The 25,188-nt window shown below is 67.1% G+C and carries 30 protein-coding genes; 15 read left to right on the forward strand and 15 right to left on the reverse strand.

Annotated elements, in window-relative coordinates; all coding sequences use genetic code 11:
* Positions 1–77 precede the first annotated feature (77 nt).
* Positions 78–566 carry a hypothetical protein gene (locus IAE60_RS08215; protein WP_187574503.1) on the reverse strand — a complete coding sequence of 163 codons (489 nt, stop codon included), beginning with the start codon at positions 564–566 and terminating at the stop codon, positions 78–80.
* 111 nt (positions 567–677) lie between these two features.
* Here IAE60_RS08215 and pdxR point away from each other — a divergent pair, with 111 nt between their 5' ends.
* Positions 678–2,120: a MocR-like pyridoxine biosynthesis transcription factor PdxR gene (gene pdxR, locus IAE60_RS08220; protein ID WP_187574504.1), complete on the forward strand. Its 1,443-nt coding sequence runs from the start codon at positions 678–680 to the stop codon at positions 2,118–2,120.
* 4 nt (positions 2,121–2,124) lie between these two features.
* Here the strand turns inward: pdxR and IAE60_RS08225 are convergent, their stop codons facing one another.
* Positions 2,125–2,538 carry a hypothetical protein gene (locus tag IAE60_RS08225; RefSeq protein WP_187574505.1) on the reverse strand — a complete coding sequence of 138 codons (414 nt, stop codon included), beginning with the start codon at positions 2,536–2,538 and terminating at the stop codon, positions 2,125–2,127.
* A 109-nt stretch (positions 2,539–2,647) separates the two neighbouring features.
* Here IAE60_RS08225 and sufT point away from each other — a divergent pair, with 109 nt between their 5' ends.
* From sufT to IAE60_RS08260, 7 genes are all read left to right on the forward strand, one after another.
* Positions 2,648–3,199, forward strand: coding sequence for a putative Fe-S cluster assembly protein SufT (gene sufT, locus IAE60_RS08230; RefSeq protein WP_185895399.1), 552 nt, complete (start codon positions 2,648–2,650; stop codon positions 3,197–3,199).
* 52 nt (positions 3,200–3,251) lie between these two features.
* Positions 3,252–4,349 (forward strand): branched-chain amino acid aminotransferase, encoded by a 1,098-nt coding sequence (locus IAE60_RS08235; protein ID WP_187574704.1) that lies wholly within the window; start codon positions 3,252–3,254, stop codon positions 4,347–4,349.
* A gap of 1,119 nt (positions 4,350–5,468) precedes the next feature.
* Positions 5,469–7,262 (forward strand): S8 family peptidase, encoded by a 1,794-nt coding sequence (locus IAE60_RS08240; RefSeq protein WP_187574506.1) that lies wholly within the window; start codon positions 5,469–5,471, stop codon positions 7,260–7,262.
* Positions 7,263–7,471: 209 nt separating this feature from the next.
* Positions 7,472–8,494, forward strand: coding sequence for a hypothetical protein (locus IAE60_RS08245; RefSeq protein WP_187574507.1), 1,023 nt, complete (start codon positions 7,472–7,474; stop codon positions 8,492–8,494).
* Positions 8,469–9,851 (forward strand): hypothetical protein, encoded by a 1,383-nt coding sequence (locus tag IAE60_RS08250; protein ID WP_187574508.1) that lies wholly within the window; start codon positions 8,469–8,471, stop codon positions 9,849–9,851. The genes IAE60_RS08245 and IAE60_RS08250 overlap by 26 nt, the downstream gene beginning before the upstream one ends.
* 46 nt (positions 9,852–9,897) lie before the next feature.
* Positions 9,898–10,461, forward strand: coding sequence for a hypothetical protein (locus IAE60_RS18770; protein WP_244966683.1), 564 nt, complete (start codon positions 9,898–9,900; stop codon positions 10,459–10,461).
* 143 nt (positions 10,462–10,604) lie between these two features.
* Entirely contained in the window at positions 10,605–10,841 is a 237-nt protein-coding gene (locus IAE60_RS08260; protein ID WP_244966684.1) for a hypothetical protein, read from the forward strand.
* 123 nt (positions 10,842–10,964) lie between these two features.
* Here the strand turns inward: IAE60_RS08260 and IAE60_RS08265 are convergent, their stop codons facing one another.
* Positions 10,965–11,192, reverse strand: coding sequence for a hypothetical protein (locus IAE60_RS08265; protein ID WP_187574509.1), 228 nt, complete (start codon positions 11,190–11,192; stop codon positions 10,965–10,967).
* A gap of 204 nt (positions 11,193–11,396) precedes the next feature.
* Here IAE60_RS08265 and IAE60_RS08270 point away from each other — a divergent pair, with 204 nt between their 5' ends.
* The 3 genes from IAE60_RS08270 (at position 11,397) to IAE60_RS08280 (ending at position 14,014) form a co-directional block, all read left to right on the forward strand.
* Positions 11,397–11,612 carry a DUF4287 domain-containing protein gene (locus tag IAE60_RS08270; RefSeq protein WP_185895407.1) on the forward strand — a complete coding sequence of 72 codons (216 nt, stop codon included), beginning with the start codon at positions 11,397–11,399 and terminating at the stop codon, positions 11,610–11,612.
* A gap of 289 nt (positions 11,613–11,901) precedes the next feature.
* Positions 11,902–12,669, forward strand: coding sequence for a 7-alpha-hydroxysteroid dehydrogenase (gene hdhA, locus IAE60_RS08275; protein ID WP_187574510.1), 768 nt, complete (start codon positions 11,902–11,904; stop codon positions 12,667–12,669).
* Between the two features lie 10 nt (positions 12,670–12,679).
* Entirely contained in the window at positions 12,680–14,014 is a 1,335-nt protein-coding gene (locus tag IAE60_RS08280; protein ID WP_244966685.1) for a serine hydrolase domain-containing protein, read from the forward strand.
* Between the two features lie 157 nt (positions 14,015–14,171).
* On the opposite strand, the gene IAE60_RS08285 is transcribed toward IAE60_RS08280, so the two are convergent.
* A complete protein-coding gene (locus IAE60_RS08285) occupies positions 14,172–14,942 on the reverse strand; it encodes an SDR family oxidoreductase (protein ID WP_187574511.1) in 771 nt (256 codons plus the stop codon).
* Positions 14,943–15,393: 451 nt separating this feature from the next.
* Between IAE60_RS08285 and IAE60_RS08290 the strand changes: the two genes are divergently transcribed.
* Entirely contained in the window at positions 15,394–15,759 is a 366-nt protein-coding gene (locus tag IAE60_RS08290) for a GNAT family N-acetyltransferase (RefSeq protein ID WP_185895411.1), read from the forward strand.
* 125 nt (positions 15,760–15,884) lie between these two features.
* On the opposite strand, the gene IAE60_RS08295 is transcribed toward IAE60_RS08290, so the two are convergent.
* Genes IAE60_RS08295 through wrbA form a run of 4 tightly spaced genes read right to left on the reverse strand, consistent with a single transcriptional unit; the run spans position 15,885 to position 18,032 of the window.
* Positions 15,885–16,370 carry an asparaginase domain-containing protein gene (locus IAE60_RS08295; RefSeq protein WP_142125875.1) on the reverse strand — a complete coding sequence of 162 codons (486 nt, stop codon included), beginning with the start codon at positions 16,368–16,370 and terminating at the stop codon, positions 15,885–15,887.
* Positions 16,371–16,390: 20 nt separating this feature from the next.
* Positions 16,391–17,104: a hypothetical protein gene (locus tag IAE60_RS08300; RefSeq protein WP_187574512.1), complete on the reverse strand. Its 714-nt coding sequence runs from the start codon at positions 17,102–17,104 to the stop codon at positions 16,391–16,393.
* The gene (locus IAE60_RS08305) at positions 17,104–17,436 is read right to left on the reverse strand and encodes a DUF2069 domain-containing protein (protein WP_162110403.1); all 333 of its coding nucleotides are present in this window, start codon (positions 17,434–17,436) and stop codon (positions 17,104–17,106) included. Before IAE60_RS08305 ends, IAE60_RS08300 begins: the two co-directional genes overlap by 1 nt.
* Positions 17,436–18,032 (reverse strand): NAD(P)H:quinone oxidoreductase, encoded by a 597-nt coding sequence (gene wrbA, locus IAE60_RS08310; protein WP_187574513.1) that lies wholly within the window; start codon positions 18,030–18,032, stop codon positions 17,436–17,438. The genes IAE60_RS08305 and wrbA overlap by 1 nt, the downstream gene beginning before the upstream one ends.
* A 76-nt stretch (positions 18,033–18,108) precedes the next feature.
* On the opposite strand from wrbA, the gene IAE60_RS08315 reads away from it, so the two are divergent.
* From IAE60_RS08315 to IAE60_RS08325, 3 genes are read left to right on the forward strand one after another with little or no spacing between them, the layout of a single operon-like run.
* Positions 18,109–19,386: a YihY family inner membrane protein gene (locus tag IAE60_RS08315; RefSeq protein WP_187574514.1), complete on the forward strand. Its 1,278-nt coding sequence runs from the start codon at positions 18,109–18,111 to the stop codon at positions 19,384–19,386.
* A complete protein-coding gene (locus IAE60_RS08320) occupies positions 19,383–19,955 on the forward strand; it encodes a TlpA family protein disulfide reductase (protein WP_187574515.1) in 573 nt (190 codons plus the stop codon). The genes IAE60_RS08315 and IAE60_RS08320 overlap by 4 nt, the downstream gene beginning before the upstream one ends.
* Complete coding sequence (locus tag IAE60_RS08325) at positions 19,955–20,221, forward strand: acylphosphatase (RefSeq protein ID WP_187574516.1); 267 nt, start codon at positions 19,955–19,957, stop codon at positions 20,219–20,221. The genes IAE60_RS08320 and IAE60_RS08325 overlap by 1 nt, the downstream gene beginning before the upstream one ends.
* A 4-nt stretch (positions 20,222–20,225) precedes the next feature.
* Here IAE60_RS08325 and IAE60_RS08330 read toward each other — a convergent pair whose 3' ends face one another.
* Genes IAE60_RS08330 through hemA form a run of 7 tightly spaced genes read right to left on the reverse strand, consistent with a single transcriptional unit; the run spans position 20,226 to position 25,127 of the window.
* The gene (locus IAE60_RS08330) at positions 20,226–20,624 is read right to left on the reverse strand and encodes a hypothetical protein (RefSeq protein WP_187574517.1); all 399 of its coding nucleotides are present in this window, start codon (positions 20,622–20,624) and stop codon (positions 20,226–20,228) included.
* Between the two features lie 2 nt (positions 20,625–20,626).
* Positions 20,627–21,406 carry a polyphosphate kinase 2 gene (gene ppk2 / locus IAE60_RS08335; protein ID WP_187574518.1) on the reverse strand — a complete coding sequence of 260 codons (780 nt, stop codon included), beginning with the start codon at positions 21,404–21,406 and terminating at the stop codon, positions 20,627–20,629.
* A 28-nt stretch (positions 21,407–21,434) separates the two neighbouring features.
* Positions 21,435–21,773, reverse strand: coding sequence for a helix-turn-helix domain-containing protein (locus IAE60_RS08340; protein WP_162110397.1), 339 nt, complete (start codon positions 21,771–21,773; stop codon positions 21,435–21,437).
* 16 nt (positions 21,774–21,789) lie between these two features.
* Positions 21,790–22,308, reverse strand: coding sequence for a molybdenum cofactor biosynthesis protein B (moaB, locus tag IAE60_RS08345; protein ID WP_187574519.1), 519 nt, complete (start codon positions 22,306–22,308; stop codon positions 21,790–21,792).
* Positions 22,309–22,334: 26 nt separating this feature from the next.
* Complete coding sequence (locus IAE60_RS08350; protein WP_187574520.1) at positions 22,335–22,787, reverse strand: GNAT family N-acetyltransferase; 453 nt, start codon at positions 22,785–22,787, stop codon at positions 22,335–22,337.
* Positions 22,784–23,869: a peptide chain release factor 1 gene (prfA, locus tag IAE60_RS08355; RefSeq protein ID WP_187574521.1), complete on the reverse strand. Its 1,086-nt coding sequence runs from the start codon at positions 23,867–23,869 to the stop codon at positions 22,784–22,786. Before prfA ends, IAE60_RS08350 begins: the two co-directional genes overlap by 4 nt.
* Positions 23,847–25,127 carry a glutamyl-tRNA reductase gene (hemA, locus tag IAE60_RS08360; protein ID WP_187574522.1) on the reverse strand — a complete coding sequence of 427 codons (1,281 nt, stop codon included), beginning with the start codon at positions 25,125–25,127 and terminating at the stop codon, positions 23,847–23,849. The genes prfA and hemA overlap by 23 nt, the downstream gene beginning before the upstream one ends.
* Between the last annotated feature and the right edge of the window lie 61 nt (positions 25,128–25,188).

Genomic DNA, 25,188 nt, shown 5'->3' on the forward strand with positions numbered 1-25,188 from the left:
GCGATTGGACGCATGGCGCGCGCGCATGCACAGATCCAATTGCGTCCCCGCCGCACGGGGCCATGCCGACGCGGATTTCAGCGACGCAGCACGCGTCCGCACGCCCAAGCGATCGGTACGCCGATCAGGCCGGCACACGCCAGCAGGCATACCAGCACCCCGTCGGGTCGGGACGGTGCGCCGCCCTCCACCGCCAGCAAAGGGACGGCCACATGGAACACCGCCACGTACATCGACGCGCCGAACAGGGCGCCGACGCGCAACGGGTGTCGGCGCAGCGCCGCATGACGCCTGAACGCGGCCAGGTACAGATGCGCCAGCAGCCACACCAGCGCCGTGTAGGCCAGCACCCCGAACAGGGCGGTGGAGGTGTCGCCGTCGTAGGCGGCACGGCCGAGGAACCAGGCGGCGATGGACTGCGGGATGCGCAGCGGGTCCACGCCCTCGGCCGCCCAGAACAGGACCGCCACGCCGAGGTCCAGCACCGCGCCAGTGACCGCCGCGAGCAGCACCCAGGGCGTCCGGAGATGAGGGCGTTCGACGCCGTGGGCGAGCAAGACGGGCATGGCGGGACACCTCCGGCAGGGGAATTGGCTCTATCAACGCGCTTGGAAGTGGCACTATCAAGGTCCAATTCAATCGCTTTGAATAGGGCCAATCCACGCAGGGAGTTCTTCGTGCACGTGAACATGGATGGCCAGGGGCCGCTGCATGCCCAACTGACGCGGGCGCTCAAGGCGGCCATGTTCGCCGGCCGCCTGGGCGAAGGTGGCCGCCTTCCGGCCACGCGCCAGCTGGCGCGCGAGCTGGGTTTGTCGCGCAACACCGTCCTGGCCGCCTACGAGCAGCTGCGGGCGGAGGGCTTCGTCCGTGGCCAGGTGGGGTCGGGCAGTTTCGTCACGCCGCCGGTCAAGCCCGAGGCACTGCCGTCGCCCGCCCAGGTCGAGCACCCCCCGCAGTCCGCCTTCGCCCGGCGCGGCCGCCGTTTCCACGATCACGCCAGCATGCCCGGGCGGGCAACGCCCGGCATGCGTTACGCCTTCTCCTACGGCGTGCCGTACACCAACCCCGCGCTCACCACCGCCTGGGCGCGCGAACTGGGCCGCGCCGCCGCGTACACGCCCCCCAGCTACCCGATGACCCAGGGCCTGCCGGCCCTGCGCGAAGCGGTGTGCGACTACCTGGCGCGCCGTCGCGGCGTGCAGGCCGCCCCCGCGGACGTGCTCATCGTCGCCGGTACCCAGCAGGCCATGGCGCTGACCGCACGCGTGCTGCTGGACGTGGGCGAAAGCGCCGTGCTGGAGGAACCGCACTACACGGCGATGCGCGAAGTGCTGCAGATCCATGGTGCGCAGGTGGAGGCCGTGGAGGTGGATGCGCACGGCCTGCGCCTGGACCGATTGCCTGCCGCGCCACCCAAGCTGGTGTGCGTGACGCCGTCGCACCAGTTCCCTTCCGGCGTGGTGATGTCGCTGGAGCGCCGGCTGGAACTGCTGGCTTATGCCAGCCGGCACGACTGCTGGATCTTCGAGGACGACTACGACGGCGAATTCCGCTACGACGCCCAGCCGCTGGCTGCGCTGCGCTCGCTGGATCGCGACGGCCGCGTGGTCTACGTGGGCACGTTCTCAAAGGCGCTGTTCCCCTCGCTGCGGCTGGGTTACCTGGTGATGCCGCCCGGCCTGCAGCGCGATTACCTCAACGCCAAGTGGCAGGACGACTTCGGCAGTTCCGCCATCGAGCAGGCCGCGCTGGCCAACTTCATGGCCGATGGCGGCTTCGAGCGCCACCTGCGCCGCGCCGGGCGCGCGCTGCTGGAGCGACGTGGCGCGCTGCTGGCCGCGCTGTCGCGGGAACTGGGCGATGCGCTGCATGTGGCCGACTCGCGCGCCGGCATGCACCTCGTCGCGTGGCTGCGCAGGGCCGACCCGGAACAGGGGAACGCGTTGATCCTCGCCGCGCGCGAGAAAGGGCTGGACCTGTACTCCATCGCGCCGTACTACCAGCGTCCTCCCCCGCAGGCCGGGCTGCTGATGGGATTCGCCAGCATGTCCGTGGCCGAGATCGAACAGGCCGTGCAGGTGTTCGCCACCTGCATGCGCGAGCAGCGACTAGCCTGAGCGGTCAGCGTGCGCCCCAAGCAGCAACCGGCGGGGCGAGCGCCAGCGCGATCCAGTCCAGCGGCGTCATTGCCAGCATCAGCAGTGTCCAGCCATGGTGCAGGCCCAGCTTCAGTGCCGAATCCCACGGCGTGAGCCCCAGCGCGAAGCCCAGCTGCGTCGCCACGATGCCCCACAGCGACATCCCGCAGATCACCGCCGTCGCCACCAGCGCCAGCGCGGCCCGCGGCGCGCCCGCCGGCATGCCGGCCAGGCGCAGCACCACGATCACGTCCAGGGCCGCGAGCAAGGCCATCCAGCCCGCCTGCCGGTGCAGGTAGAGGGCGGCCGTCACCCAGATCAGGACCAGGCTGGCGCCGCCGAGCAGCAACATCAGGGGGACCAGCCAGCGGGAAGGGCGACGCGTCGCGGGGGGCATGGGAACTCCGGCAGGGCCGCCAAGGATAAGGCTTCGACCCGGTTCCCGGGGGTGGGGGCTACAATAGGCCGCCTTGCAGCGCCCCACGCGCGCCCCCATCTGGTCCGGCATGTATTCCCGCAGCAGCGAACCCGTCCAATTCTCCCGCGATTGCGCGGCCGTGCTGGTGCCTCAGGGCGAACTCGTCACCCTGCCGGCCGGCAGTTACGGCTACATCACCCAGGCGCTCGGCGGCAGCTACACCGTCTTCGTGGAAGGCAACCTGTTCCGCATCGCCGGCAAGGACGGCGACGCCATCGGCAAGGAACCCACAGAACCGCTGTCGCTGCCCGAGAACGCCAGCGACGACGAGGTCGAAGCACTGGTCTGGAACCAGCTGCGCACCTGCTTCGATCCGGAAATCCCCTTCAACATCGTCGACCTGGGCCTGGTGTACGAAGCCAACCTCAGCACCCGCGAGGATGGCCAGCGCGGCGTCGAAGTGAAGATGACGCTGACCGCCCCCGGCTGCGGCATGGGCGAGATCTTGGTCGACGACGTGCGCAGCAAGCTGGAAATGATTCCCACCGTGGCCGAGGCCGATGTCGAACTGGTGTTCGACCCGCCGTGGGGCCGCCACATGATGTCCGAAGCCGCCAAGCTGGAAACCGGCATGCTCTGAGCCCCCCGGCTCGCCCTCTGCAGAACCCGTCAGGAAGGAAGAGATGAACGTGATGAACGCCGCCCCGTTGACCTACCGCGTGACCCGCAACGAGAAGGCCCGCACGGCCGCCGAGCGCGACGCCATCCTCGCCAACCCCGGGTTCGGCCTGCACTTCACCGACCACATGGTCGAGATCACCTGGGACAAGGCGCAGGGCTGGCACGATGCGCAGGTGCGTGCCTACGGCCCCCTGTCGCTGGACCCGGCCGCCTCCGTGCTGCACTACGGCCAGGAGATCTTCGAAGGCATCAAGGCCTACCGCCACGCCGACGGGTCCATCTGGACCTTCCGCCCCGACGCCAACGGCGCCCGCCTGCAGCGCTCGGCCGCGCGCCTGGCGCTGCCACAGCTGCCGGTGAACGAATTCGTCGAATCGCTGCGCCAGCTGGTCGCCATCGATGGCGACTGGGTGCCGTCTGCGCCGGAGACCAGCCTGTACTTCCGTCCCTTCATGATCGCCACCGAGGCCTTCCTCGGCGTGCGCGCCGCGCAGAAGGCCGGCTATTACGTCATCGCCAGCCCGGCGGGCGCGTACTTCGCCAAGGGCGTGGCGCCGGTCTCGATCTGGCTGTCCGAGGACTATGCACGCGCCGCCAAGGGTGGCACCGGCGCGGCGAAGTGCGGCGGCAACTACGCCGCCTCGCTGCTGCCGCAGCAGGAAGCGCAGGCGCAGGGCTGCTCGCAGGTGCTGTTCCTCGATCCGGTGGAAGGCAAGTACCTGGAAGAGCTGGGCGGCATGAACGTCTTCCTCGTCTACAAGGACGGCCGCATCGTCACCCCGGAACTCTCGGGCAGCATTCTGGAAGGCATCACCCGTGACAGCATCCTGCAGATCGCGCGCGACCGCGGCCACGCCGTCGAAGAGCGCAAGGTCTCCATCGATGAGTGGAAGCAGGGCGTGACCTCCGGCGACATCGTCGAAGTCTTCGCCTGCGGTACCGCCGCCGTGATCACTCCGATCGGCCAGCTGAAGGGCAAGGACTTCGCCGTCGGCGACCTCAACGCACCGGCCGGCGAAGTGACGATGGGCATCCGCAAGGAACTGACCGACATCCAGTACGGCCGCCTGCCGGATCGCCATGGCTGGTTGGTGAAGCTGCGCGACTGAGGCGGTAGTTCGATCGATACGGGCTGATGATGGTCGGTCCGTATCGCGTTTCCTGGCTGGTGGCAGGGCGGATATCGGACTTGACCGAGCCGCACCGGAAGTAGGTTGAGGCGTTGCCAGCTCTAGCAGGCGATTCCCATCTGAGCTTCCCGTCGTGCAACGAAAGTCGCGATACCGCGCGATCCTCGCTGGCTCTCTCATCTGGCAAGGCATCAATGCCGAGCCGCGCGTCGACACGCCACGTGCCGCCGCCTTCGGGATCGACGCGCTCTAACACATGGAAATCCCCTTCACCGTACTCGGCGAATACGTGAATCAGGTCGGGAGTCACCACCAAACTACCGACAAGCGCCATGACGGCTTCATCATGTCCCTCCTTGGCGCCCGATAGCGTGCGATACCTCTGGCAGCTTGCCGCGCCTTCCGTGTCGTCGGGATACCAAACGCCGGTCAGCGCTTCCGGAAGACGGGCTGGAACGGCACTCTCTTCTCGCGCCGCGACCTGGTTGCTGTCGGGCTCCCCGGTTGATGCGCGGCACCCGGTGGTTGCTGCCACCAGGGCCACAAGCAGGCATGCCGGTTTGCATCCCTTCACTCGCTGTCTCCTTGACAGATCCTTTGATCGTGTATGCCATCAATACATGCTCAGTCACGCGATGGCGAGTCACAAATACGTAGGTCATTGTGTTGTTCCTATACCTCGGCCGGTTTATGCACGGGGAAGGGCAGGGTTACATCGCCGGCGACTGCGCCGACGGGCGAGGTGATGAGTGGCATTTTCGAGCGGACATTTTGCGTACGAAAACGATGCGCGTACGAATAAAAAATTCGTGCTGTTCACGCATGCAGCACGTAAATGAATCTACAAAGCGCTGTCCACCGGTGGCTTCCGCTTCATGCGTGTATCCCGGCGATTACGTTTGAAACACCGTGCAATGAAGTGTGGCTTTCATCGCTGATTCATGTGGTCGCGCTCCGCTAGCGTCGTCGTGCGCCATGCAATGCACGGCGTGTCGCCCGGTCGAACGCGGCAGTCCGCTACGCCCTCCCGTGCCAGTCCCCGCGCCCCGACCGGGCTCTTGCCGCATTCGCGGCTTTCAACCTTTGAGGGAGAGTCTGATGTCTGGAATTGCAAAGCGTGGTTCGCGTGTGCGCCTGCTGTGCCTGTCGTCGGCGGTGCTGATGTCCCTGTACGCGTTGCCGGCGATGGCCGGCCGCGTGGACATGAGCGGCCTGCAGGCGGAAGAACCGGGTGGCTACGACCGCTTCATCGTGAAGTACCGCGACGGCAGTACCGAAAGCACCAACGCGACGCAGCTGCAACGCTCGCTCAGTACGGCCGCCAGCACCGGTGTGGCCAAGCGCGGTGGCCGCGCGCTGGGCCTGCAGAAGCTGCGCCGGCTGGCCGCCAGCGGTGCGGATGTCGTGCGCGCCGACCGCAAGCTGGACCGGGTGGAAGCCGAATCGCTGATGCGTCAGCTGGCCGCCGATCCCAACGTCGACTACGTGGAAGTGGACCAGCGCATGTACGCGGTGCTGACGCCCAACGACACGCGCTTCTCCGAACAATGGGGCTTCGGCACCACGGCGGCGGGCATCAACGTGCGCCCGGCGTGGGACAAGTCCACTGGTGCGGGCGTGGTGGTGGCGGTCATCGACACCGGCATCACCAACCATGCCGACCTCAACGCCAACCTCCTGCCGGGCTACGACTTCATCAGCGACACGTTCGTCTCGCGCGACGGCAACGGCCGCGATGCCAACCCCAACGACGAGGGCGACTGGAACCCGGTGGCGGGCGAGTGCTACAGCGGTTCGCCGGTGACCAATTCCAGCTGGCACGGCACCCATGTGGCCGGCACGGTGGCGGCGGTGACCAACAACGCCAGTGGCGTGGCCGGTACCGCGTTCGGTGCCAAGGTGGTGCCGGTGCGCGTGCTGGGCCGCTGCGGCGGCTACACCTCGGACATCGCCGACGCGATCACCTGGGCCTCCGGCGGGACGGTCAGCGGCGTGCCCGCCAACGCCAACCCGGCCGAAGTGATCAACCTGTCGCTGGGTGGCGGCGGCACTTGTTCCAGCACCTATCAGACCGCGATCAATGGCGCCGTCGGTCGCGGCACCACGGTGGTGGTGGCGGCCGGCAACAGCAACACCAACGTGTCCAGTTCGGTTCCCGCCAACTGCCCCAACGTCATCGCCGTGGCGGCGACGACCTCGGCCGGTTCGCGTGCCAGCTTCTCCAACTACGGCACGGGCATCGACATCTCCGCACCGGGGCAGAGCATCCTGTCCACGCTCAACACCGGCACCACCACGCCGGGCAGTGCCAGCTATGCCTCGTACAACGGCACCTCGATGGCGGCGCCGCACGTGGCCGGCGTGGTCGCGCTGATGCAGGCCGCGGCGGACTCGCCGCTGACGCCGGCCGAGGTGGAAAGCACGCTGAAGAGCACGGCACGTCCGTTGCCCGGCACGTGCTCGGGCGGGTGCGGCGCCGGCATCGCCAATGCGGACGGCGCGGTGACGGCGGTGCAGGGCGGCGGTCCCGATCCGGATCCGGGCACGCAGACCTACACAAACGGCGCCGACGTGAGCATTCCGGACAACAACAGCACCGGCGTGACCAGCACCATCGCCGTGTCGGGACGCACCGGCAATGCGCCCAGCAACGCGCAGGTGGCGGTGAACATCGTGCACACCTACATCGGCGACCTGATCGTGGACCTGATCGCGCCCGATGGCTCGGTGTATGTGCTGCACAACCGTAGCGGCGGCAGTGCCGACAACATCAACCAGACCTACACGGTCAACCTGTCCAGCGAAGCGCTCAACGGCAGCTGGCGCCTGCGTGCCCGCGATCGCGCCAGCGTGGACACCGGTTACATCAACAGCTGGAGCATCACCTTCTAAGGATTCCCCCGAGGGGACGCACAGGGAGGTGCAGGAGGAACCCCGGCCTTGGCCGGGGTTCTTTTTTGATATGTGACAAAGGATAACGAAGACGCAGGCAAGCGGGAGCGTGCGTCGATCGGAAAATTGGTGTATCTAAAGAGGGGGCGATGAGTACACGCCTGCCCCTGGATGCTGTGCGGGAAGGTTGCTCGACAGGAGGTCGCAACATGCTGCTCAACCCGTTTCTTGCACTGACAGCGATGACCATAGTGCTGTCGATCGCGAGCTGCATATCCCCGGCTTCGCCTGATTCAAGTTTTCTCGCATCGCGGGCGAGAGAGGGTGAGGGTCGCGGCGAATCCAAGGTCAATGCCATGGAAAGAGACGCAGACTGTGGGACTAGCGCGATCACCGACCCACCGCTTGCTGACATGGCCTGCGCAGGTCATTTGCCGGAGCACCTTGTCGAGTTCCTAAGGAGCATGCCTGATACGCATCTTTTCCTTAACGCTTCGGAACGGGAAGAGATCGCCGGGTCACCCCAAAGCTTCAAGGTGGTTAGCGGGTTAGGTGAGCGCCCGGATGTGGTCGCCGTGATCTCACATTCCAGCCTTTTCTGGATTCGTTCTTTTGAAGGGCCGGACCCGAACGTAACTGTCTACATGGTGTACGGCCCTGATTGCGACGCTTCGTCGGCTTTCGGTGGATTTCCCGCTAAGCGTAAATGTCGTTCCGAGGATAGCTATCTCCGTGATTTCACTTTGTACCTTGTCAGCAAAGGGCGGCCTCCAGAGGATGTGACTAGCACGCTGATGCCTCCGTTGCCGCGTATGAGCAGGAAGGAACAGCTCAGGTATGGTGTGTATCTACGGCCAGAGGGTGAAGCGAGTGAGGCGGACATCAAGCTGGATGTGAGTAGGCTTGTACGCACTCCGGTGCTTCGCTGGGTGATGCGACCAGTTCAAGAGGGCGACTACGAGCCGCCCGACATGCCTGCATCGGATCCACGGGCATTCATTGACTACTACTGGGGCAACAGGAACGTTGCCCACTTTGGCTTCTTGGTATGGAACGGGAGGCGCATGGAGTTGCGCGAGACCGTGTCGGAAGCGTTGTGGCCCTGCCGTGTCAGTGGTCCCCAGTCGCGTAACTGCGACGCGGGGTATGACGGCAGCGCCGACCGGTATCTAACTCGCGTAGCCACAGAACGGCCAGGAGGGCCAGATGACGAATCCACATCCCACCATTGAGACGGACATCGACATCCGCATGGCGGCGGATAGGGTGATCGAGCATCTTCGACAAGGACGGTATGAGGCGGCATTTCAAGTTCTCGATAGGGAGCGCGCGGATGAGCGGCGAGTGGTGCAGGAGTCGCTGGATCGCTACGTTGTAGCGGGGGCGCGAACTGAGCTCGATCAAGCGCGTCGTGTCGCCGCGCCGGAAGCGATACCAGTGCTCGAACGCCTGCATCAGGCGGCCGGTCCGCCTCGTATGCCTGAGTACAACCACAGGGATGCGAATTCACCGAATGAGCTGGTTGGATTGACGCAGGAGCAGAAGTACGACGTCTATGCCTCCATCGTCGAGACGCGCGGCAATCAGGCAGCATTCAATGCTCTGCGAAACGAGCAGAGCGTGATACTTGGGCTCAGGAAGGAAACCTCAACTGTGAGGTCTATGGATGATCCCCGCATTCCTGGCGTCGAGGATCGTGAGTTGCGGCGCGGTACGGGCGTGTATGACGACCATATCGTGGTGCTGCGAAAAGACAGGGACGGGAATCGCCATTGGTTTCTTGCCGATCGCGCCAGTACGGAGCCGACAGCGCAGTACGATGCACATGCGCGCCCTGTACCGGGTCGAGAAAGTACGCCTTATGCTGACGTTCAATGGAGGCGCCCTCAGGGAGAGCGGGCCGATGGCGACGCGATTCCGGACCTGGGGCGACTAGCGGAGGGTTCCATTGAGATGCTGCGGGCCACGCATGCTGCCAGGGGCAACGCCAATGATTTTTCACTCAGGCCTACGCCCGAGCAAGTGAGAGAGCCACGAAGCGACAATCTTGTACAGCGAGACACCAACGGGGATGGGTGGTTCACGCAAGATGACATCGGCGGTGTTCAACAGCTGAATAATTCCTTCAAGATTCACGCGGGATCGCTCTACAACACAGACTCGGCCGGTTGCCAGACGATCCACCCTGGGGAGTACGACGAATTCATTGCCGCTGTTCAAGCGAATCGCCAACAAACCCGCTGGCAATACGTCCTCACGTCGACAGAAGGCGGCTTGTTTCACGACGTCAACCGGGGCGACGAGCGAGGGGCCGAGCCAGGGGAACGGGGACCCCACCAGAGGCCTGAGGCTCCCGCTGAGCATGGGCAACGCCAACGGCCTCCCCAGGCGATTCATCTAGGCGATCCAGCAGTGGATGACTACCTTGCCGCCATCCTGTCGGGTGATCCCGCCGCGGCCGATCGTGCCGCCACCGAGTTTGCGCGCTCCGCCGAAGGCAGGCACATGGAGACACAGGGAAACCAATGGCTTGCCCAGCATCAAGCTGCCGAGCAGGCCCAGTCACAGGAGCGCCAGATGGCGCGCTGACTGTTGAGGTCCCCTCCACACGGAAGTAGAAAACCAAGGAGTAGCCATGGAAGACAGGATCGCAGTGTCCACCCCCACAATGCCGCCCGATGCCATCAAGGCATTAATGATGCTGCATGCCGACATGATCCAGCGCGAGACGCGCATGAGCGCAGCGATCAATGAGCAAGTGCAGTCACTGCGGCAGGAGGCGGGCCAGTTCCGTCGTGATCTGATCGCTATGGTGGAAGCAGCCGGTACGCGGATTGCGCAAGATGCCCGTGAAGCGGTTTCCCCCATCACCGCCGAGTACGCCCATGCCTTATCCGCCACGTCGGCGCAATTGCATGGCGTCGGAAGGACGGTGGGGTTGTGGTTTGCCGCTATCGGCACGACCCTGTTACTGGTGCTGTGGGTGGCCTGGACAGTCCTGGGCTACTACAGCCGTGAATTGGCCGCAACGAAGGAAGAGCTTCAACGCTATGAAGATGCCGTACCTGTCGTGCAGGCCTTCTACGCTTCCGATGCGGTGATATGCGGCGGTGTCATCTGCACCCATGCCGATCCGGGCGGAATGCGAGTCGGTGACAAGGGCCAATATCGTGCGGCCAAGCCCAGGAGAACACCCTGAGCGTGCCGCACGGCTGTGGAGAGGATCGCGTCGCGATGAGCGGTAAGGTCCTGGCTGAGACTGGGGTTTTCTTCGTGCGGCGCCTGTCGGAGAAACGCGCGCAGGGGTGTACGGTCCAGTCTAGGAGCCGAGAGGCATTTAACATGTCCGCATTCGGCACCGTGCTGATGCACGCGGCCTGGCGCAGCAAACCCAGCTGGGCCGTGATCGCCACCGAAGACAAGGCCTTCGACCAGGCCATGCTGATCCACATGGCCGAGCGCATCAACGCGCGCATCACGAAAGTGTCCGCCAGCCACGCGGTCTTCATGACGCAGCCCATGGTGGTCGCCGACACGATCGACCGTGCGGCGCGGGAAGCGGGCCAGACGGCGAAGTGACCGCGCCGCGACTGACAGCCCTGCGATGCAAGGGCCGGATGTGAGCAGAGCGCGAATCCGGAATCGGGTGGCAGGTGTTTGGATCCCGTCAACGGCACGTGCCGGTCGAGGCGGGATCCAAACCTAAGCGATGCCCCAGCCCTGCCGCCGCGTGATAGTGAGGATCTCATCCTCGGCGGCCGCGGGCGTGGCGTGTAGCTCGCGGGTCACGACATGGATGGTGCAGGGTGCTTTCGCGCTCCTGAAGTTCGCTCTCGCCTGCACGTAACCCGTGCCGAGGGCGGTCCGGCGTTCGGCAAATTCGATGCGCAGCACGATGCCTGCTTCGCAAGCTTCTTTCGGTTCCATCATGGGCGCTCGTAGGCGCCGAGAGTGTGCGCGCAACCCTCCTACGCCCTTTCATGGGGCATGGCAAGGACAGAAAAAGGCGCCGAACTCTGATTGCAGACCGCGTGTCCGCATGTCGATCCCGGGCACGCAGTTTCGTCGAACAGGCTAGGGCGGTATCCCGGCAGCCAGTGGGGCGGCCGCGCCACGGCACGATGAGAGGCGACGATGACGACGAACGAAAAAGTGAAAGGCCCGGCTTCCTACTTCCCCTCGATAGAGAAGCAGTACGGCAAGCCGGTGGAACACTGGTTCAAGGTGCTGGACGCCATCAGCGACCGCAAGCACATGGAGCAGGTGGCCGTGCTGAAGTCGGAACACAAGATGGGTCACGGGCATGCGAATGCGCTGGTGGCGTATCACAAGGCAAAGCGTGGGAGTTAGATGACGCTGTCCGCCCATGTCTGGCCTGTGCGGCAACGGCCCGGTTTGTCACCAGCCTGCAGACACGCTCAGGATGCCGGCCAAGCCAGGGTTGGAGTAGGCGACGCCGCGAGAGAAGCGACTACTCGGCCGGCGGTGCCACATGGGCGAGCATCGCATTCCGATAGCGCTTAGAGAGTATCTGGCCGCCGATGGGGAGGCTCTCAGACGGCAGGTGGTTGCGCAGCATGTGAAGCCGGTGGAGTCGGCGTACAGTGGCTGCACGTCATGATGGGTTCGGGAGCGCGCCATGTTCGATCCTGCGGATTTCAGGCTGGACGGCCAGGTGGCCGTGGTCACGGGGGCCGGCGCGGGCATCGGCCGCGCGATCGCCGAGACGTTCGCCGCCGCCGGCGCGGGCGTGATGGCCAGCGACCTCGACGCAGGCGCGGCGCGGGCGGTTGCCGACGGCATCGTGGCGCGTGGTGGCCAGGCGCTGGGCATGGCCTGCGACGTGACCCGCGAGGACGCACTGGAGGCACTGGTGCGGGAGACCGTCGCCCGCTTCGGCAAGCTCACGGTGCTGGTCAGCAATGCCGGCGGCGGCGGGCCGAAGCCCTTCGACATGCCCATGGCCGACTTCCGCCGTGCGTTCGACCTCAACGTGTTCTCCCTGTTCCGGCTGGCCCAGCTGGCGGCGCCGGAAATGCAGAAAGCCGGCGGCGGCGCGATGCTGGCGATCACCTCGATGGCGGGCGAGAACCGAAACAAGCGCATGGCCGCTTACGGGGCCTCCAAGGCCGCCACCAACCACCTGATCCGCAATCTTGCCTTCGACCTCGGCCCCCTGGGGGTGCGCATCAACGGCATCGCACCCGGCGCCACCCGTACCGCGGCGCTGGCGTCGGTACTCAACCACGACATCGAGCAGCGGATGCTCGCGCACACGCCCATCCACCGGCTGGGCGAACCGCAGGACATGGCCAATGCCGCGCTGTACCTGTGCTCGCCCGCGGCAGCGTGGGTCAGCGGACAGATCCTCACCGTCTCGGGCGGCGGGGTCCAGGAACTCGACTGAGGAACAGGCCATGACACATGCATTCGCTGCCACCGCGCTCGCACTCGTGATGCTGGGCATGTCCGGGCCGTCACGCGCAGCCGATACGGCCCCGCCGAACGCTGCGCCCGATGCCGAGGCATCCGACCCCCGCGCCCTGGGCTGGATGCAGGGCTTTCCGCCGCCGCCCGACAAGCGCCTGAGCGCGGCCGATGGGTCGTTCTTCCGCTTTCCCGCGCTGCGCTGGAGCGTGGTGCACATGCGGGAGTTCCTGCCCACGGTGGAGGTGTCGCGCGGGCTGGGTGCGCCGGTGCCGCTGCCGGTGGCGCTGGACGGCTCGATCGATGCGATCCGCTTCACGCCCACCGGGGCACGCGCGCCGATGACCTGGAAGGCATCGCTGGCGGCCAACTACACCGACGGTCTGGTGGTGCTGCATCGCGGCCGCCTGGTGTACGAGTTCTATGCCGGCGAGCTGCGCGAGGACCGCAGCCATGCCGCGATGTCGGTGACCAAGTCGTTGACCGGTACCCTGGCCGCGATGCTGGCCGCCGAGGGCGTGATCGACCCGGCGGCGCCCGTGACGCGCTACGTGCCGGAGCTCGCGGGGTCGGCGTTCGCGGATGTGCGCGTCCGCGACGTGATGGACATGACCACCTGCCTGCGTTACAGCGAGGATTACGCCGATCCGGAAGCGGAAATCTGGGAGTACGCCAAGGCCAGCAATCCATTGCCGCAGCCTGGTGCGGAGGTGGTGGGAACGACGGCCTACCTGCGCACGCTGCAGCCCGAGCCCGGATGCCGGGTGGGTGAGGCGTTCGCCTACAAGACGCCGAATGCCGACGTGCTGGGCTGGATCGTCGCGCGCGCGTCCGGCAAGTCGGTCGCAACCCTGCTGTCGGAACGCATCTGGCGCCGCATGGGGATGGAGCAGGCCGGCTACTTCCAGGTGGACGCGACCGGCATGCCGGTGGCCGGAGGTGGCTTCAGCGCCGGCTTGCGCGACATGGCGCGCTTCGGCCAGCTGCTGCTCGACGGCGGGAGCTGGCAGGGCGAGCAGCTGATCCCGCGCGCGGTAGTGGAGGACATCCGCAAGGGAGGGAGTCGCGCGGCATTCGCGCGTTCCGGGCATCCGGGCCTGGTCGGCTGGTCGTATCGCGACATGTGGTGGGTCACCCACAACGCCCATGGCGCATTCGCGGCGCGTGGCGTCCACGGCCAGACCGTCTACATCGATCCGAAGGCGGAGATGGTGATCGTGCGCTTCGCGTCGCACCCGCAGGCGGCCAACGCCGCCAACGATGCGACGTCCCTTCCCGCCTATCAGGCATTGGCCGATCACCTGCTGTCCCGCGACGGGAAGTAGGCGGCGCCTGCGCCCATCGATGCAGTGTGACGCGTGGGGGCGCCGCATCCTCGGCTGACGGGCCGGCGAACCCCCGTCTCACGGGGGCCGTAGGGGGCCGATAGCCGACAGACACGTCGGATGCCGGATGCCGACCCGAAGCGGACATCCTTCCATGTCAGGTGCGGGCGATGGACACGCCACCGTCGACCAGGAAGGCCGTGCCGGTGATGAAACTCGATGCGTCCGATGCCAGATGCAGGACGGAGCATGCGATCTCTTCGGGCAAGGCCATGCGCTTCAACGCATGGATGCCCTCCACGAAGGCCTGTACTTCCGGCGTGGCGTCCGGCGCATGGGTGAGGCTGGCGGGCGTGTCGGTGCCTCCGGGGAGGACGGCGTTGACCCGGATACCCTTCGCGCCGTATTCGGCCGCCAGCGCCTTGACCAGGCCGATCTGTCCCGCCTTGCTGGCGGCATACGCCGCCATGCCGGGAAGGCCGGCCGTGTAGCCGACGAAGGAAGACGTGAAGATGAGTGAGCCGCCGCCGCGCGCCAGCATGGCCGGCACCTGGTACTTGGCGCCCAGGAACGCGCTGGCAAGGTTCGTATCGAGCATCTCGTGCCATGCGTCGAGCGACATATCCGTGATGGGCTTGATCTCTCCCACCATCCCTGCATTGTTGAACGCAACATCAAGGCCACCGAAGCGGTCGACGGCCGTGTCGACCAAGGCCTTGGCTACCTGCTCGTGCTTGATGTCGCCCGGCACCGCGATCGCTTGCCCGCCCTCCGCTTCGATGTCGCTGACAAGCGCGTCGAGTTCGGCGGAACGACGTCCACTCACGACCACACGCGCCCCTTCTCTGGCGAACAGCCTGGCCGTCGCACGTCCGATGCCGGAGCTGGCCCCGGTGACGATGGCCACTTTCTTTGCCAGTACATCCATCTGCAACTCCCGTCTTGTTGTGTCGGGAGAATCTATCGGCCCGTGCCACCCGCCGATATCCGCTTCTTGCGCTCGCAACAAGCATGCCGATACGCCTGCTGATGTGGCATGCCGTGTCGACATGCACGGGCAGGCCTTCGGGTCCACGCGGGCCAATCCGGTCTGGCGGTTGCTTCGGTCCCGCGCGTCGCCACTGGCCGATGGCAGGCATCCGTTGAAGATGGGGCTGCGGGCGCGAATCTCCGCGATGCAGGGCGACGTGTTCGATGCCCCCCATCTCCCATTGCGACAAGGCCTTCATGGGTGACCTGCGCGTGGCGGGTCGGCTGCGTGGCGATTCAGCTCGCGACAGGTATGCTGCCTTCCCTTCCGGCCTGTTTGCCCTTTGCCCAGGCCGCGACACGGCCCGGCGTGACCCGGTGTTCGGCCATCGCAGCCCAGTGGACCCTCGTTGAAAGCAAGCCCTCTCCAATGGAAAACAGACTGGTGCTTCGAGCAGAGCCAGCAGCGACGGCACTATGTCATTGAGCCATGGCTCGATGGCCGCCGCGTGGGTCGTGCCCATGGGTGGTTCGAGTCGGGCGAGCGCTTTGTGCTGGAGAAGATCGAGATCGATTCCAGACAACGCTCTCGCGGCTATGGCAGTACGGTGATTGAACGGCTGCGACAGAAGGCGCGTGACGAGGGATGTCGCGAGCTTGTGATCAACAATGTGCGCGCCAGCAACCACCGGGCCATCTCGCTCTATGAGGCCCTGGGTGCGAAGGCCGTCCCGCTGTCGTCAAGCCTCTGCGCATTCGCCATTTCACCGCCGTAGGCCCATGCCGACACGGGGTCGGAGCAGGTTTTCAGCGTAGGCGTCGGAGAACGATCCCCTCCCCGTGAAAGCACAAGGCCCGCTTCAGCGGGCCTCGTTGCGGCTCCTGCGTCCGGCGGTCGGTATCACACCGCCTCGAACCGGTTCGCCGCCACGTTCTTCCTGACCTTCGCCGGGTCCCAGATGCGGCCGTTCATGGCGATGTAGACGCCCGTCGGCAGCGACTGCACCGCGCCGATGGCGCAGCCGATGTTGAACTCCGCGTCCGAGCCTCGGAAGCGGGCCGGGCTGAGGGCGCCGGTCATCACGATGGTCTTGTCCGGGATGGAGGCCAGCACATGGCCCGTCTGCACCATGCTGTCGGTGCCGTGCGTCACCAGCACGTGCTTCGTCGGCTGCGCGGCGATGGTGGCGCGGATCAGCTCACGATCCTCGTCGGTGATGTGCAGCGAATCCTTGCGCAGGATCGGGATGACCGTGAAGCGGAACGTCACCCCCAGCTCGCGCAGGATCATGCCGATCTGCGGGTCGCCGATCTGGTAATCGGACTTGTCGTCGAAGTAGATCTTGTCGATCGTGCCACCGGTGGTGACGATCAGCAGCTCGTCCATCTCTGTGCTCCTGCCGGCGCTCACGGCGCGCCTGGCGTTGTGTCCGGGGGTGTCAGGCGGTACACCTCGCCGTAGTGCCGGCAGATCATTTCTTCCAGTCCCGGCGAAGGCGGTGCGACCACCACGCGATTATCGCCGCTTTCCCGCAGGAACGTGCATTGCGCGTCCCCGCGACCGTCTTCGTCGTACGTGGCGCCACTGCCGTCCACCTGCGCCCGCAGGTCCTGGTTGCCGTCGCCGAGCGGCAGCGACAGCACGGCATCCAGCTTCCACATCAGATAGTTCCAGCTGCAGCAGCTGCTGCGCCCGGCCTGCACCAGCCACCCGTCGATGAACTGCAGCTCGTAATAGCCACCGCTGAAGAAGTGCTGCAGCGTCCGCGTGGCCGGGTCGACCCGGTAGACATCGCCCTCGCAGTTCGGCCCCGCACCGCACGCGCCGAGGATCTCGATCTCATGCAGGCCGTCACCGTCCAGATCCACCAGACTGGCATTGCCCATCGGGGTGTACGTCGTTTCCTGATCGATCTCCAGGCGGTCGCAGGTACGTCCGGCGTCGCACGCGAGCTCGACGATGTGGCGACGCAGCGCTGGCGAAGGGCATTCCGTCCGAACGGTCATCACGCTGCCGTCCCGGTTTTCCACACGTGCCGGTTCGACGGGTTCGCACACCGCCTCCTGCGCCCATGCGCACGGTGCCAGCGCCCAGAAGAACAGCGCCACGACGCAGCGCATCATCCCTTCCTGCCGAACCGCTTGGCGAACGCCGGCCAGCTGGTGGCCAGCACGATGCCGACCGACAGCACGATGCCCGCCCAGGCGAAGGGCGCCTTCACCGGATCGGCCCAGGCCACCATCACCGCGTGTGAGAACCAGAACAGCGCGAACACGCCGGCCCAGAATGCCGCCGTGCGTCGGCGCGCCATCACGCCGATCATCAGCAGGATCGGCGGCAGCGCGAACACCAGCAGCGCCAGCGTGTACTGGCGGTCGCCGTAGAACCACACCGCGTACAGGACGGCCAGCAGCTGCAGCAGGCCGGCCAGGACCAGGCGCGAGCGTTCCATCAGCGCACCTCCAGCCGACGCGCGATGTCGGCCACGCGCCGGCCGAGCGCGCGCGCCAGCGCGGCTTCCTCGTCGCTGGGCTGCGGATCGTCCTCGCCACCGGCCACATGGCTGGCGCCGTACGGCGTGCCGCCGGTGCGCGTGCTGCTCAGCTGCGGCTCGGTGAACGGAATGCCGACGATCACGCAGCCGTGATGCAGCAGCGGCACCTGCATGGACAGCAGCGTGGATTCCTGACCGCCGTGCTGGGTGGCGGTGGAGGTGAACACCGCCGCCGGCTTGCCCACCAGCGTACCGCTGGCCCACTCCGCGCCCAGCCCGTCGATGAAGTGCTTCACCGGCGCGGCCATGTTGCCGAAGCGGGTGGGGCTGCCGACGATCAGGCCCGCGCACTCGGCCAGGTCCCGCCGGTCCACGTACGGCGCGCCGTCCTCGGGGACGGGCGGCGCCGCCTGCTGGGTCACCGCGGCCACAGGCGGCACGCTGCGCAGGCGCGCGGACATGCCGTCGACTTCGCCCACGCCGCGTGCGATCTGCCGCGCCAGCCTGGCCACGGAACCGCCGCGGCTGTAGTAGAGCACCAGGATCTCGGGCATGGGCCGTCTTCGTCGTTCGGAGAGCGCCTAGTATCGACGATGTCGCCTCCATGACGCATCGGTTACCCTTCCGTCCATGGAGCCCCTGGACTCGTTGAACCGCTGGACCGAACGCGTGCGCGACCGTGCGCGCATGGGCACGTTCTTCCGCTTCCTGGCCAAGCGCTTCCTCGACGACCGCCTGTTCCAGGCGGCCGGCTCACTGGCCTACACCACGCTGTTCGCGCTGGTGCCGCTGGCGATGGTGGTGTTCGGCGTGCTGTCGGCGTTCTCCACGTTCCAGGAATGGAGCGACCAGCTGCGCGACTACATCTTCGCCAACTTCCTGCCGGGCGCGGCGGCAAGCCTGAAGGTGAAGCTGGACGGCTTCCTGGCCAACACCGGCAAGCTGACGGCGGTGGGCGTGATCGCCCTGGTGGTGTCGCTGCTGATCACGCTCAACAGCATCGAGGCCACCTTCAACCGCATCTGGCGCGTACGCAGTGCGCGGCCGAAGCTGTCGCGCTTCCTGGTGTACTGGACGGTGCTGACGCTGGGCGCGCTGATGGCGGCGGCCTCGCTGGCGCTGTCGGCGCGCTTCTACGCGCTGCCGGTGTTCGCCACCAGTGGCGGCAAGTGGCTGCAGGCGCTGTCGCTGAGCGTGGCGCCGGTGCTGATCGAACTGGCGGCCATCGTGGTGATCTATCGCGTGGTGCCGCACCGGACCATCAAGTGGCGCTACGCCGTGGCCGGCGCGCTGCTGGCCACCGTGTTGCTGGAACTGGCCAAGTGGGGCCTGGGCCTCTATCTGGGCAGTTTCAACACCTACCAGAAGATCTACGGCGCGGTGGCGGCCGCGCCCATCCTGCTGCTGTGGATTTTCCTGTGCTGGGTGGCGGTGCTGCTGGGTGCGTCGCTGGCGTCGGGCATGGCGGCGTTCCGCTACCAGCCGGTCGCGCTGCGCCTGCCGCTGGGCTACGAAATCTACGGCCTGCTGCGCATGCTGGGCCGCTTCGCGCAGGCGCGTGCGCAGGGCAGGGGGCTGCACAGCGACCAGATCCTGGCGATGGAGCCGATGCTGACCGATTCGCTGATCCAGCAGATGCTGGGCCAGTTGGCCGAAATCAACCTGCTGCGTCGCGACGAGGAAGGCGAGTGGCTGCTGGCGCGCGACCTGGACGACCTGACGCTGTGCGACCTGTACGAAGCCTGCCAGCTGCGCATTCCCGTCGCCGAAGCGCACCTTCCTTTCCATGACGATGCGCTGGGATGCGCGGCGCGGCGCGCGCTGGACGACCTGCGCGTGCCCCTGCGCGAACTGCTGAAGAAGCGCGTCAGCGACCTGTACGTCGAATCCTCCCAGGAGCCTGCATGAAGTCCGTTCCCTCCCTGTCGCTGGCGGTCCTGCTGTCGCTCGCCGCCTGCAATGCCGGCTCCGCGCCCTCGGAAGCGGCACAACCGGCCATCGAGGCCCACGTGCAGGACGTCGATCCCGACGCGGAGAAACCCGCCGAGCGGACAGCCGAGACGCCGACCCTGCAGGTGAAGACGCTGGAGGGCGCCGACTACTCATTGGCCGCGCATCGTGGCAAATGGGTGGTGGTGAACTTCTGGGCCACCTGGTGCGCGCCGTGCCTGAAGGAAATGCCGGACCTGTCGGCGCTGGACAAGGACAACGACCATATCGAGGTGATCGGCCTGGCCTACGAGGAAATCGAGGCGGACGAACTGAAGGCATTCCTGGAGGAGCGCCCGGTCGTCTACCCGATCGCGATCCTCGACGTGTACAACCCGCCCGCGGACTTCGCCACGCCGCGCGGCCTGCCGCTGACCTACCTGATCGCGCCGGACGGCAAGGTGGCCAAGCAGTTCCTCGGTCCGGTGACGGGCAGGGAGATCGAAGCGGCCATCGCCGCGTCGGGCGGGCCGAAGGCCGGGGCCTGATGCCCGCTGCGCGCTTTCTGGTAACCGGCAAGGTGCAGGGCGTGTTTTTCCGCGCCTCCACGCGCGAGCGCGCACTGGACCTGGGCTTGCGTGGCCGGGCCACCAATCTTGCCGACGGCGGCGTGGAAGTGATCGTCGAAGGCGATGCCGCGGCGCTGGACGCGTTGGCAGCGTGGCTTTACCACGGGCCACCCGCTGCGCGCGTCGAATCGGTGGCGCGCGATGCGTGGACGGGACCGGTAAACGACGGCTTCGTCACCGGCTGAGGCTTCATTCCCCCGCTTCGTGCAGTCGCAGCGCGCGTGCGGTCTGGACTTCATCCAGCGGCGGCGGTCGCGCGACCACCGCCTGCCTGGGTTCCTTCCAGCCGGGGATCTTGCGTGCGCCGGCCTGGATGCCCTTGGCGGCCAGGCCGGCGAGCACCGGCACGATGCCCCCGTTCTTGCCCAACTGCTCAAGGCTGGTCGGTTCGCGCCAGCTGCGTTCGAACGTGCCGGGTTCGACCTCGATGGGATTGCGGAAGCGGTACAGGTCCACGACTTCCTCCGGCTCGGGCCGGACGGTCAGCGTTTCCAGGGTGGTCGCCGACGGGTCTTCCGCGCCGGTGGGGTCTTGCGCCAGCGCAGGCGTCGCCGCCAGCCACACCGCGGCCATGAAGGGCAGGCGCATCGTCAGCCGCCGCGCTGCGGCTTGATCGGCTTGAGCACACCGTAGCGCTCCTTGTGCAGCTTGCCGCGCAGCGGCGGCAGGCCCAGCGGTTCCACCGGTACACGGGTGTCGGGCAGGCGGTCCAGCAGGTCGCGGATCATCGTGAGGCGACCGACGCGCTGGTCGTTGAAGTCCACCAGCGTCCACGGGGCGTTGGCCGTGTGCGTGGCCTTGAGCATCGCCTCGCGCGCCGCCGTGTAGTCGGCGTACTTCTCGCGCGCCTTCAGGTCGATCGGCGACAGCTTCCAGCTTTTCAGGGGTTCGTCCGCACGCTCGGCGAAGCGCTCTTCCTGCTGGGCCTGGTCCACGCACAACCAGTACTTGAACAGCAGGATGCCATCGTCGGTGATGCCGCGTTCGAATACCGGTGCCTGCTGCAGGAAGCGCTGGTACTGCTCGTCAGTGCAGTAGCCCATCACCTTCTCGACGCCGGCGCGGTTGTACCAGCTGCGGTCGAACAGCACGATCTCGCCCGCGGCCGGCAGGTGCGCGATGTAGCGCTGGAAATACCACTGCGTGGCTTCGCGTTCGCTGGGCTTGGGTAACGCCACCACGCGGCATTGGCGCGGGTTGAGGTGTTCGGTGATGGCGCCGATGGCGCCGCCCTTGCCGGCGGTGTCGCGCCCTTCCACCACCACCACGATGCGCGCGCCGCAATGCGAGGCCCAGCGGGCCATCGCCGCCAGTTCCAGCTGCAGGGGTTTCAGGCGGGCTTCGTAGTCCTTGCGCTTGAGCGGTTTCATCGCGTCGTCCTGTGCGGCGGTGGGAGGTTCAGCGTTTGCGGCGCGCGGCCTGGCCGGCCATGCCGCGGGCGACTTCCAGCAACGCGCCCTGCTGGCGGGTGTTCAGGGCGCGATAGGCGGCGAGCAGGTCGTGCTCGCCCTGCGTGCGCGCCGGGTCCAGCGTGGAGGCCAGTTCCGACAGCAGTGCGCCGGCCGGCACGCCGAACGCGCGGGCGAGGGCGTTGAGCTGCTCGCTGCCGGGCATTTTTTCGCCGGCCAGCCAGGCCTTGACGGTGGATACGCCGGCCCGCGGGATGGCGGCGGCCAGGTCGGCGGCGGTCAGGCCGCTGGCCTTGGTGAGCAGACGCAGGGTGGCATCGAGCGACATGTGGAGCTCTCCTGGCTCATTCCTTCAGGCGGGGACGCAGCGTGGCGAGGTTGCAGGGCCGGGTGCGCGCGTCGAGCTGCGCGCGGATGATCTTTTCCCACGCCGTGCGGCAGGCCGAGGTGGAGCCGGGCAGGCAGAACAGGAAGGTCTGGTTGGCCAGCCCGGCGAAGGCGCGAGACTGCAGCGAGGAGGTACCGATCTCGTCGAAGCTGATCTGCCGGAACAGTTCGCCGAAGCCCGGCATGTCCTTGTCCAGCAACGGCAGCAGCGCTTCGGGCGTGGAATCGCGACCCGTGAAGCCGGTGCCGCCGGTCACCAGGATGCCGTCCACGGCTGGATCGGCGATCCACTGCGAGACCTGCGCACGCAGGCGGTAGCGGTCGTCGGGCAGCAGGGCGCGGGCATGCAGGTGGTGGCCTTCGTGGGCGAGTGCTTCGGCCAGGTAGTCGCCGGAACGGTCTTCGGCCAGGGTGCGGCTGTCGGAAACGGTCAGCACGCAGAGGTGCAACGGGATCAGGTCGTCGGCATGGCTCATGCCGCGCAGCGTAGCGCAATCGTGCGTCAGCGGAGCGGCAGGCGGTAGCGCAGTGTGCCGTCGTACAGCGTCCAGCCCATGTCACGGTACAGAGCCTGCGCGCCGTGGTTGTCGTGGTCGGTTTCCAGTTCCAGCCGCAGTGCGCCGTCGTCGCGGGCGAAGTCGGCGGCGGCGGACAGCAGGGCACGCGCCACGCCCAGCCGGCGGGCTTCGGGCACCACCAGCAGATCGTTGAGGATCCACGTGCGGGACGCACTGACCGAAGAGAACGCAGGGTACAGCTGGACGAAGCCGACGGCCTGCTCGTCGCGCCAGGCCAGCAGGACCACCGATTCGTCGCGTTCCATCCTGGCCCGGATGAACGCGCGCGCCAGCGATGGATCGCTCGACTGGCCATAGAACATCCGGTACAGGTCGAACAGGTGCGCGACGACGTCCAGGTGGTTCAGGCCCGCGCGGCGGACAACGGTGAGCGTCATGCGGGCTCCGTCAGGCGGGCCAGCTCGTCGGCGAGATGCTCGCGGGCAAGGCGGTCGATCAGTGCGTCCAGGTCGCCCTGGATGACGTTGGGCAGGTCGTACAGGGTGAGCCCTTCCACGCGGTGATCGGTGATGCGGCCCTGCGGGAAGTTGTAGGTGCGGATGCGCTGGCTGCGATCGCCACTGCCCACCTGCAGCTTGCGCGATTCGGCCTGCGCGGCCTGCTGCCTGCTGCGCTCGGCGTCGAGCAGCTGCGCCTTCAGCCGCTTCATCGCCTTGTCGCGGTTGGCGTGCTGGCTGCGCTCGGTCTGGCACTCCACCACCACGCCGGTCGGCACGTGGGTGATGCGGATGGCCGACTCGGTCTTGTTGACGTGCTGGCCACCGGCGCCGGAGGAACGGAAGGTGTCGACCTTCAGGTCGGCCGGGTTGATGACGATCTCGTCCACGTCGTCCACGTCCGGGATGATCGCCACCGTGGCGGCCGAGGTGTGGATGCGGCCCTGCGATTCGGTCTCCGGCACGCGCTGCACGCGGTGGGTGCCCGACTCGAACTTCAGCTTCGAGTACGCACCGCGGCCGACGATGCGGGCGACGATTTCCTTGTAGCCGCCGTGCTCGCCGGGGCTGTCGGATTCGATCTCCACCTTCCAGCCCTGGCGTTCGGCATAGCGCGCATACATGCGGAACAGGTCGCCGGCGAAGATCGCCGCTTCGTCGCCACCCGTGCCGGCGCGCACTTCGAGGAACAGGTTGCCCTCGTCGCGGCTGTCCTTGGGCAGCAGCAACAGCATCAGCTGTTCGTCCAGCTGCGCCAGCCGCTGTTGCGCGGCGGTGATCTCCTCGTCGGCCAGTTCGGCCAGCTCGGGGTCGTCGCGCATCGCCTGCGCCGCGGTCAGGTCGGCCCGGGCACGCTTTTCCTCCGCCATCGCGGTGGCGAGCGGTTCCAGTTGGGCGAACTCGCGCGAAAACGCGCGGAAGCGGTCGCCATCGCCGATCACGTCCGGGTCGGCGAGCAGGCGTTCGAGTTCTTCCCGGCGTTCGGCCAGCGCTTCCAGCTTACGGCGCAGCGTTGGCGTCATCGTCTTTCTTCAGGTGGGAATAGGGCGGCTGGGCCGGGAACAGGCGGTCGGCGGCGCGGGCGAGGTCGGCGTCGCCGTTCAGCGCGGCCTCGCGCAGGGCGGCCGTCGGTGGGTGCAGCAGCCGGTTGGTCAGCGTGTGGGCCAGGAAGTCGAGCACCTGTTCCGGTTCACGCCCATTCGCCAGTTGCTGGCGTGCCTTGGCCAGCACGTCCTCGCGCGTCGCCTCGCCCAGGGCGCGCAGGCGCTTGAGCGGCTCGGTGCGCGCGCCGGCGCGCAGGCTTTCCATGAACCGGCCCACCTGCACGTCGATGATGGCTTCGGCCGCATCGGCGGCTTCGCGCCGGCTGCGCCGGTTGTCCTCGACCGCGCGCTCCAGGTCGTCGACGGTGTACAGGTAGGCATCGCGCAGGTCCGCCACCGAGGCGTCGATATCGCGCGGCACGGCCAGGTCGAACAGCAGCATCGGCTTGTGCCTGCGCGCGGCGAGCGCAGCGGCGACCTGCGCGTGGCGCACCACCGGCTCGCGCGCGGCGGTGGCGGAGAACACCACGTCGGCCTCGGCCAGGTGGCGGTCCAGTTCGGCCAGCGGCAGGGCATAGCCGCCGTGGCGGCTGGCCAGTTCCTGCGCATGCGCGAGCGTGCGGTTGGCCACCAGCAGCCGGCGCACGCGTCCTTCGCTGAGATGCTTGGCGGCCAGTTCGATGGTTTCCCCGGCGCCGACCAGCAGCACCGTGGATTCGCTGAGGCGGGCGAAGGAGTTCTGCGCCAGGCGCACGGCGGTGGAGGCGACCGAGACCGGGTTCGCGCCCACCCGCGTATCGGTGCGCGCACGCTTGGCCACGGCGAAGGTCTGCTGGAACAGCCGGTCCAGACGGTTGCCGAGCGCGCCGTGCTCGCGCGCCGTGGCCCAGGCGTCCTTCACCTGGCCGAGGATCTGCGGTTCGCCCAGCACCATCGAATCCAGGCCGGTGGCCACCCGGAACAGGTGGCGCACCGCATCGGCGTCGCGATGCCGGTACAGATAGCCTTCCAGGCCTTCGGCATGGGTGGCCAGCCAGCTGGACAGCACGTCGCCATCCTCGGCCACGGCGTAGAGTTCGGTGCGGTTGCAGGTGGACAGCAGGGCGGCCTCGGCCACGTCCGGCAATGCGCGCAGCGACGACAACGCATGCGGCACCGTGCCGGCGTCGAACGCCACCCGTTCGCGCAGGTCGACCGGCGCGGTCTGGTGGTTCAATCCGAGGACCCACAACGTCATCGTTCAGGTGCTTGCAGTAAGCTGCTGGCTCATCAGGGCCGCCATTTTACGGCCCACGTGA

Origin of the sequence: Pseudoxanthomonas mexicana (assembly GCF_014397415.1) — a bacterium.
Classification (GTDB): domain Bacteria; phylum Pseudomonadota; class Gammaproteobacteria; order Xanthomonadales; family Xanthomonadaceae; genus Pseudoxanthomonas_A; species Pseudoxanthomonas_A mexicana.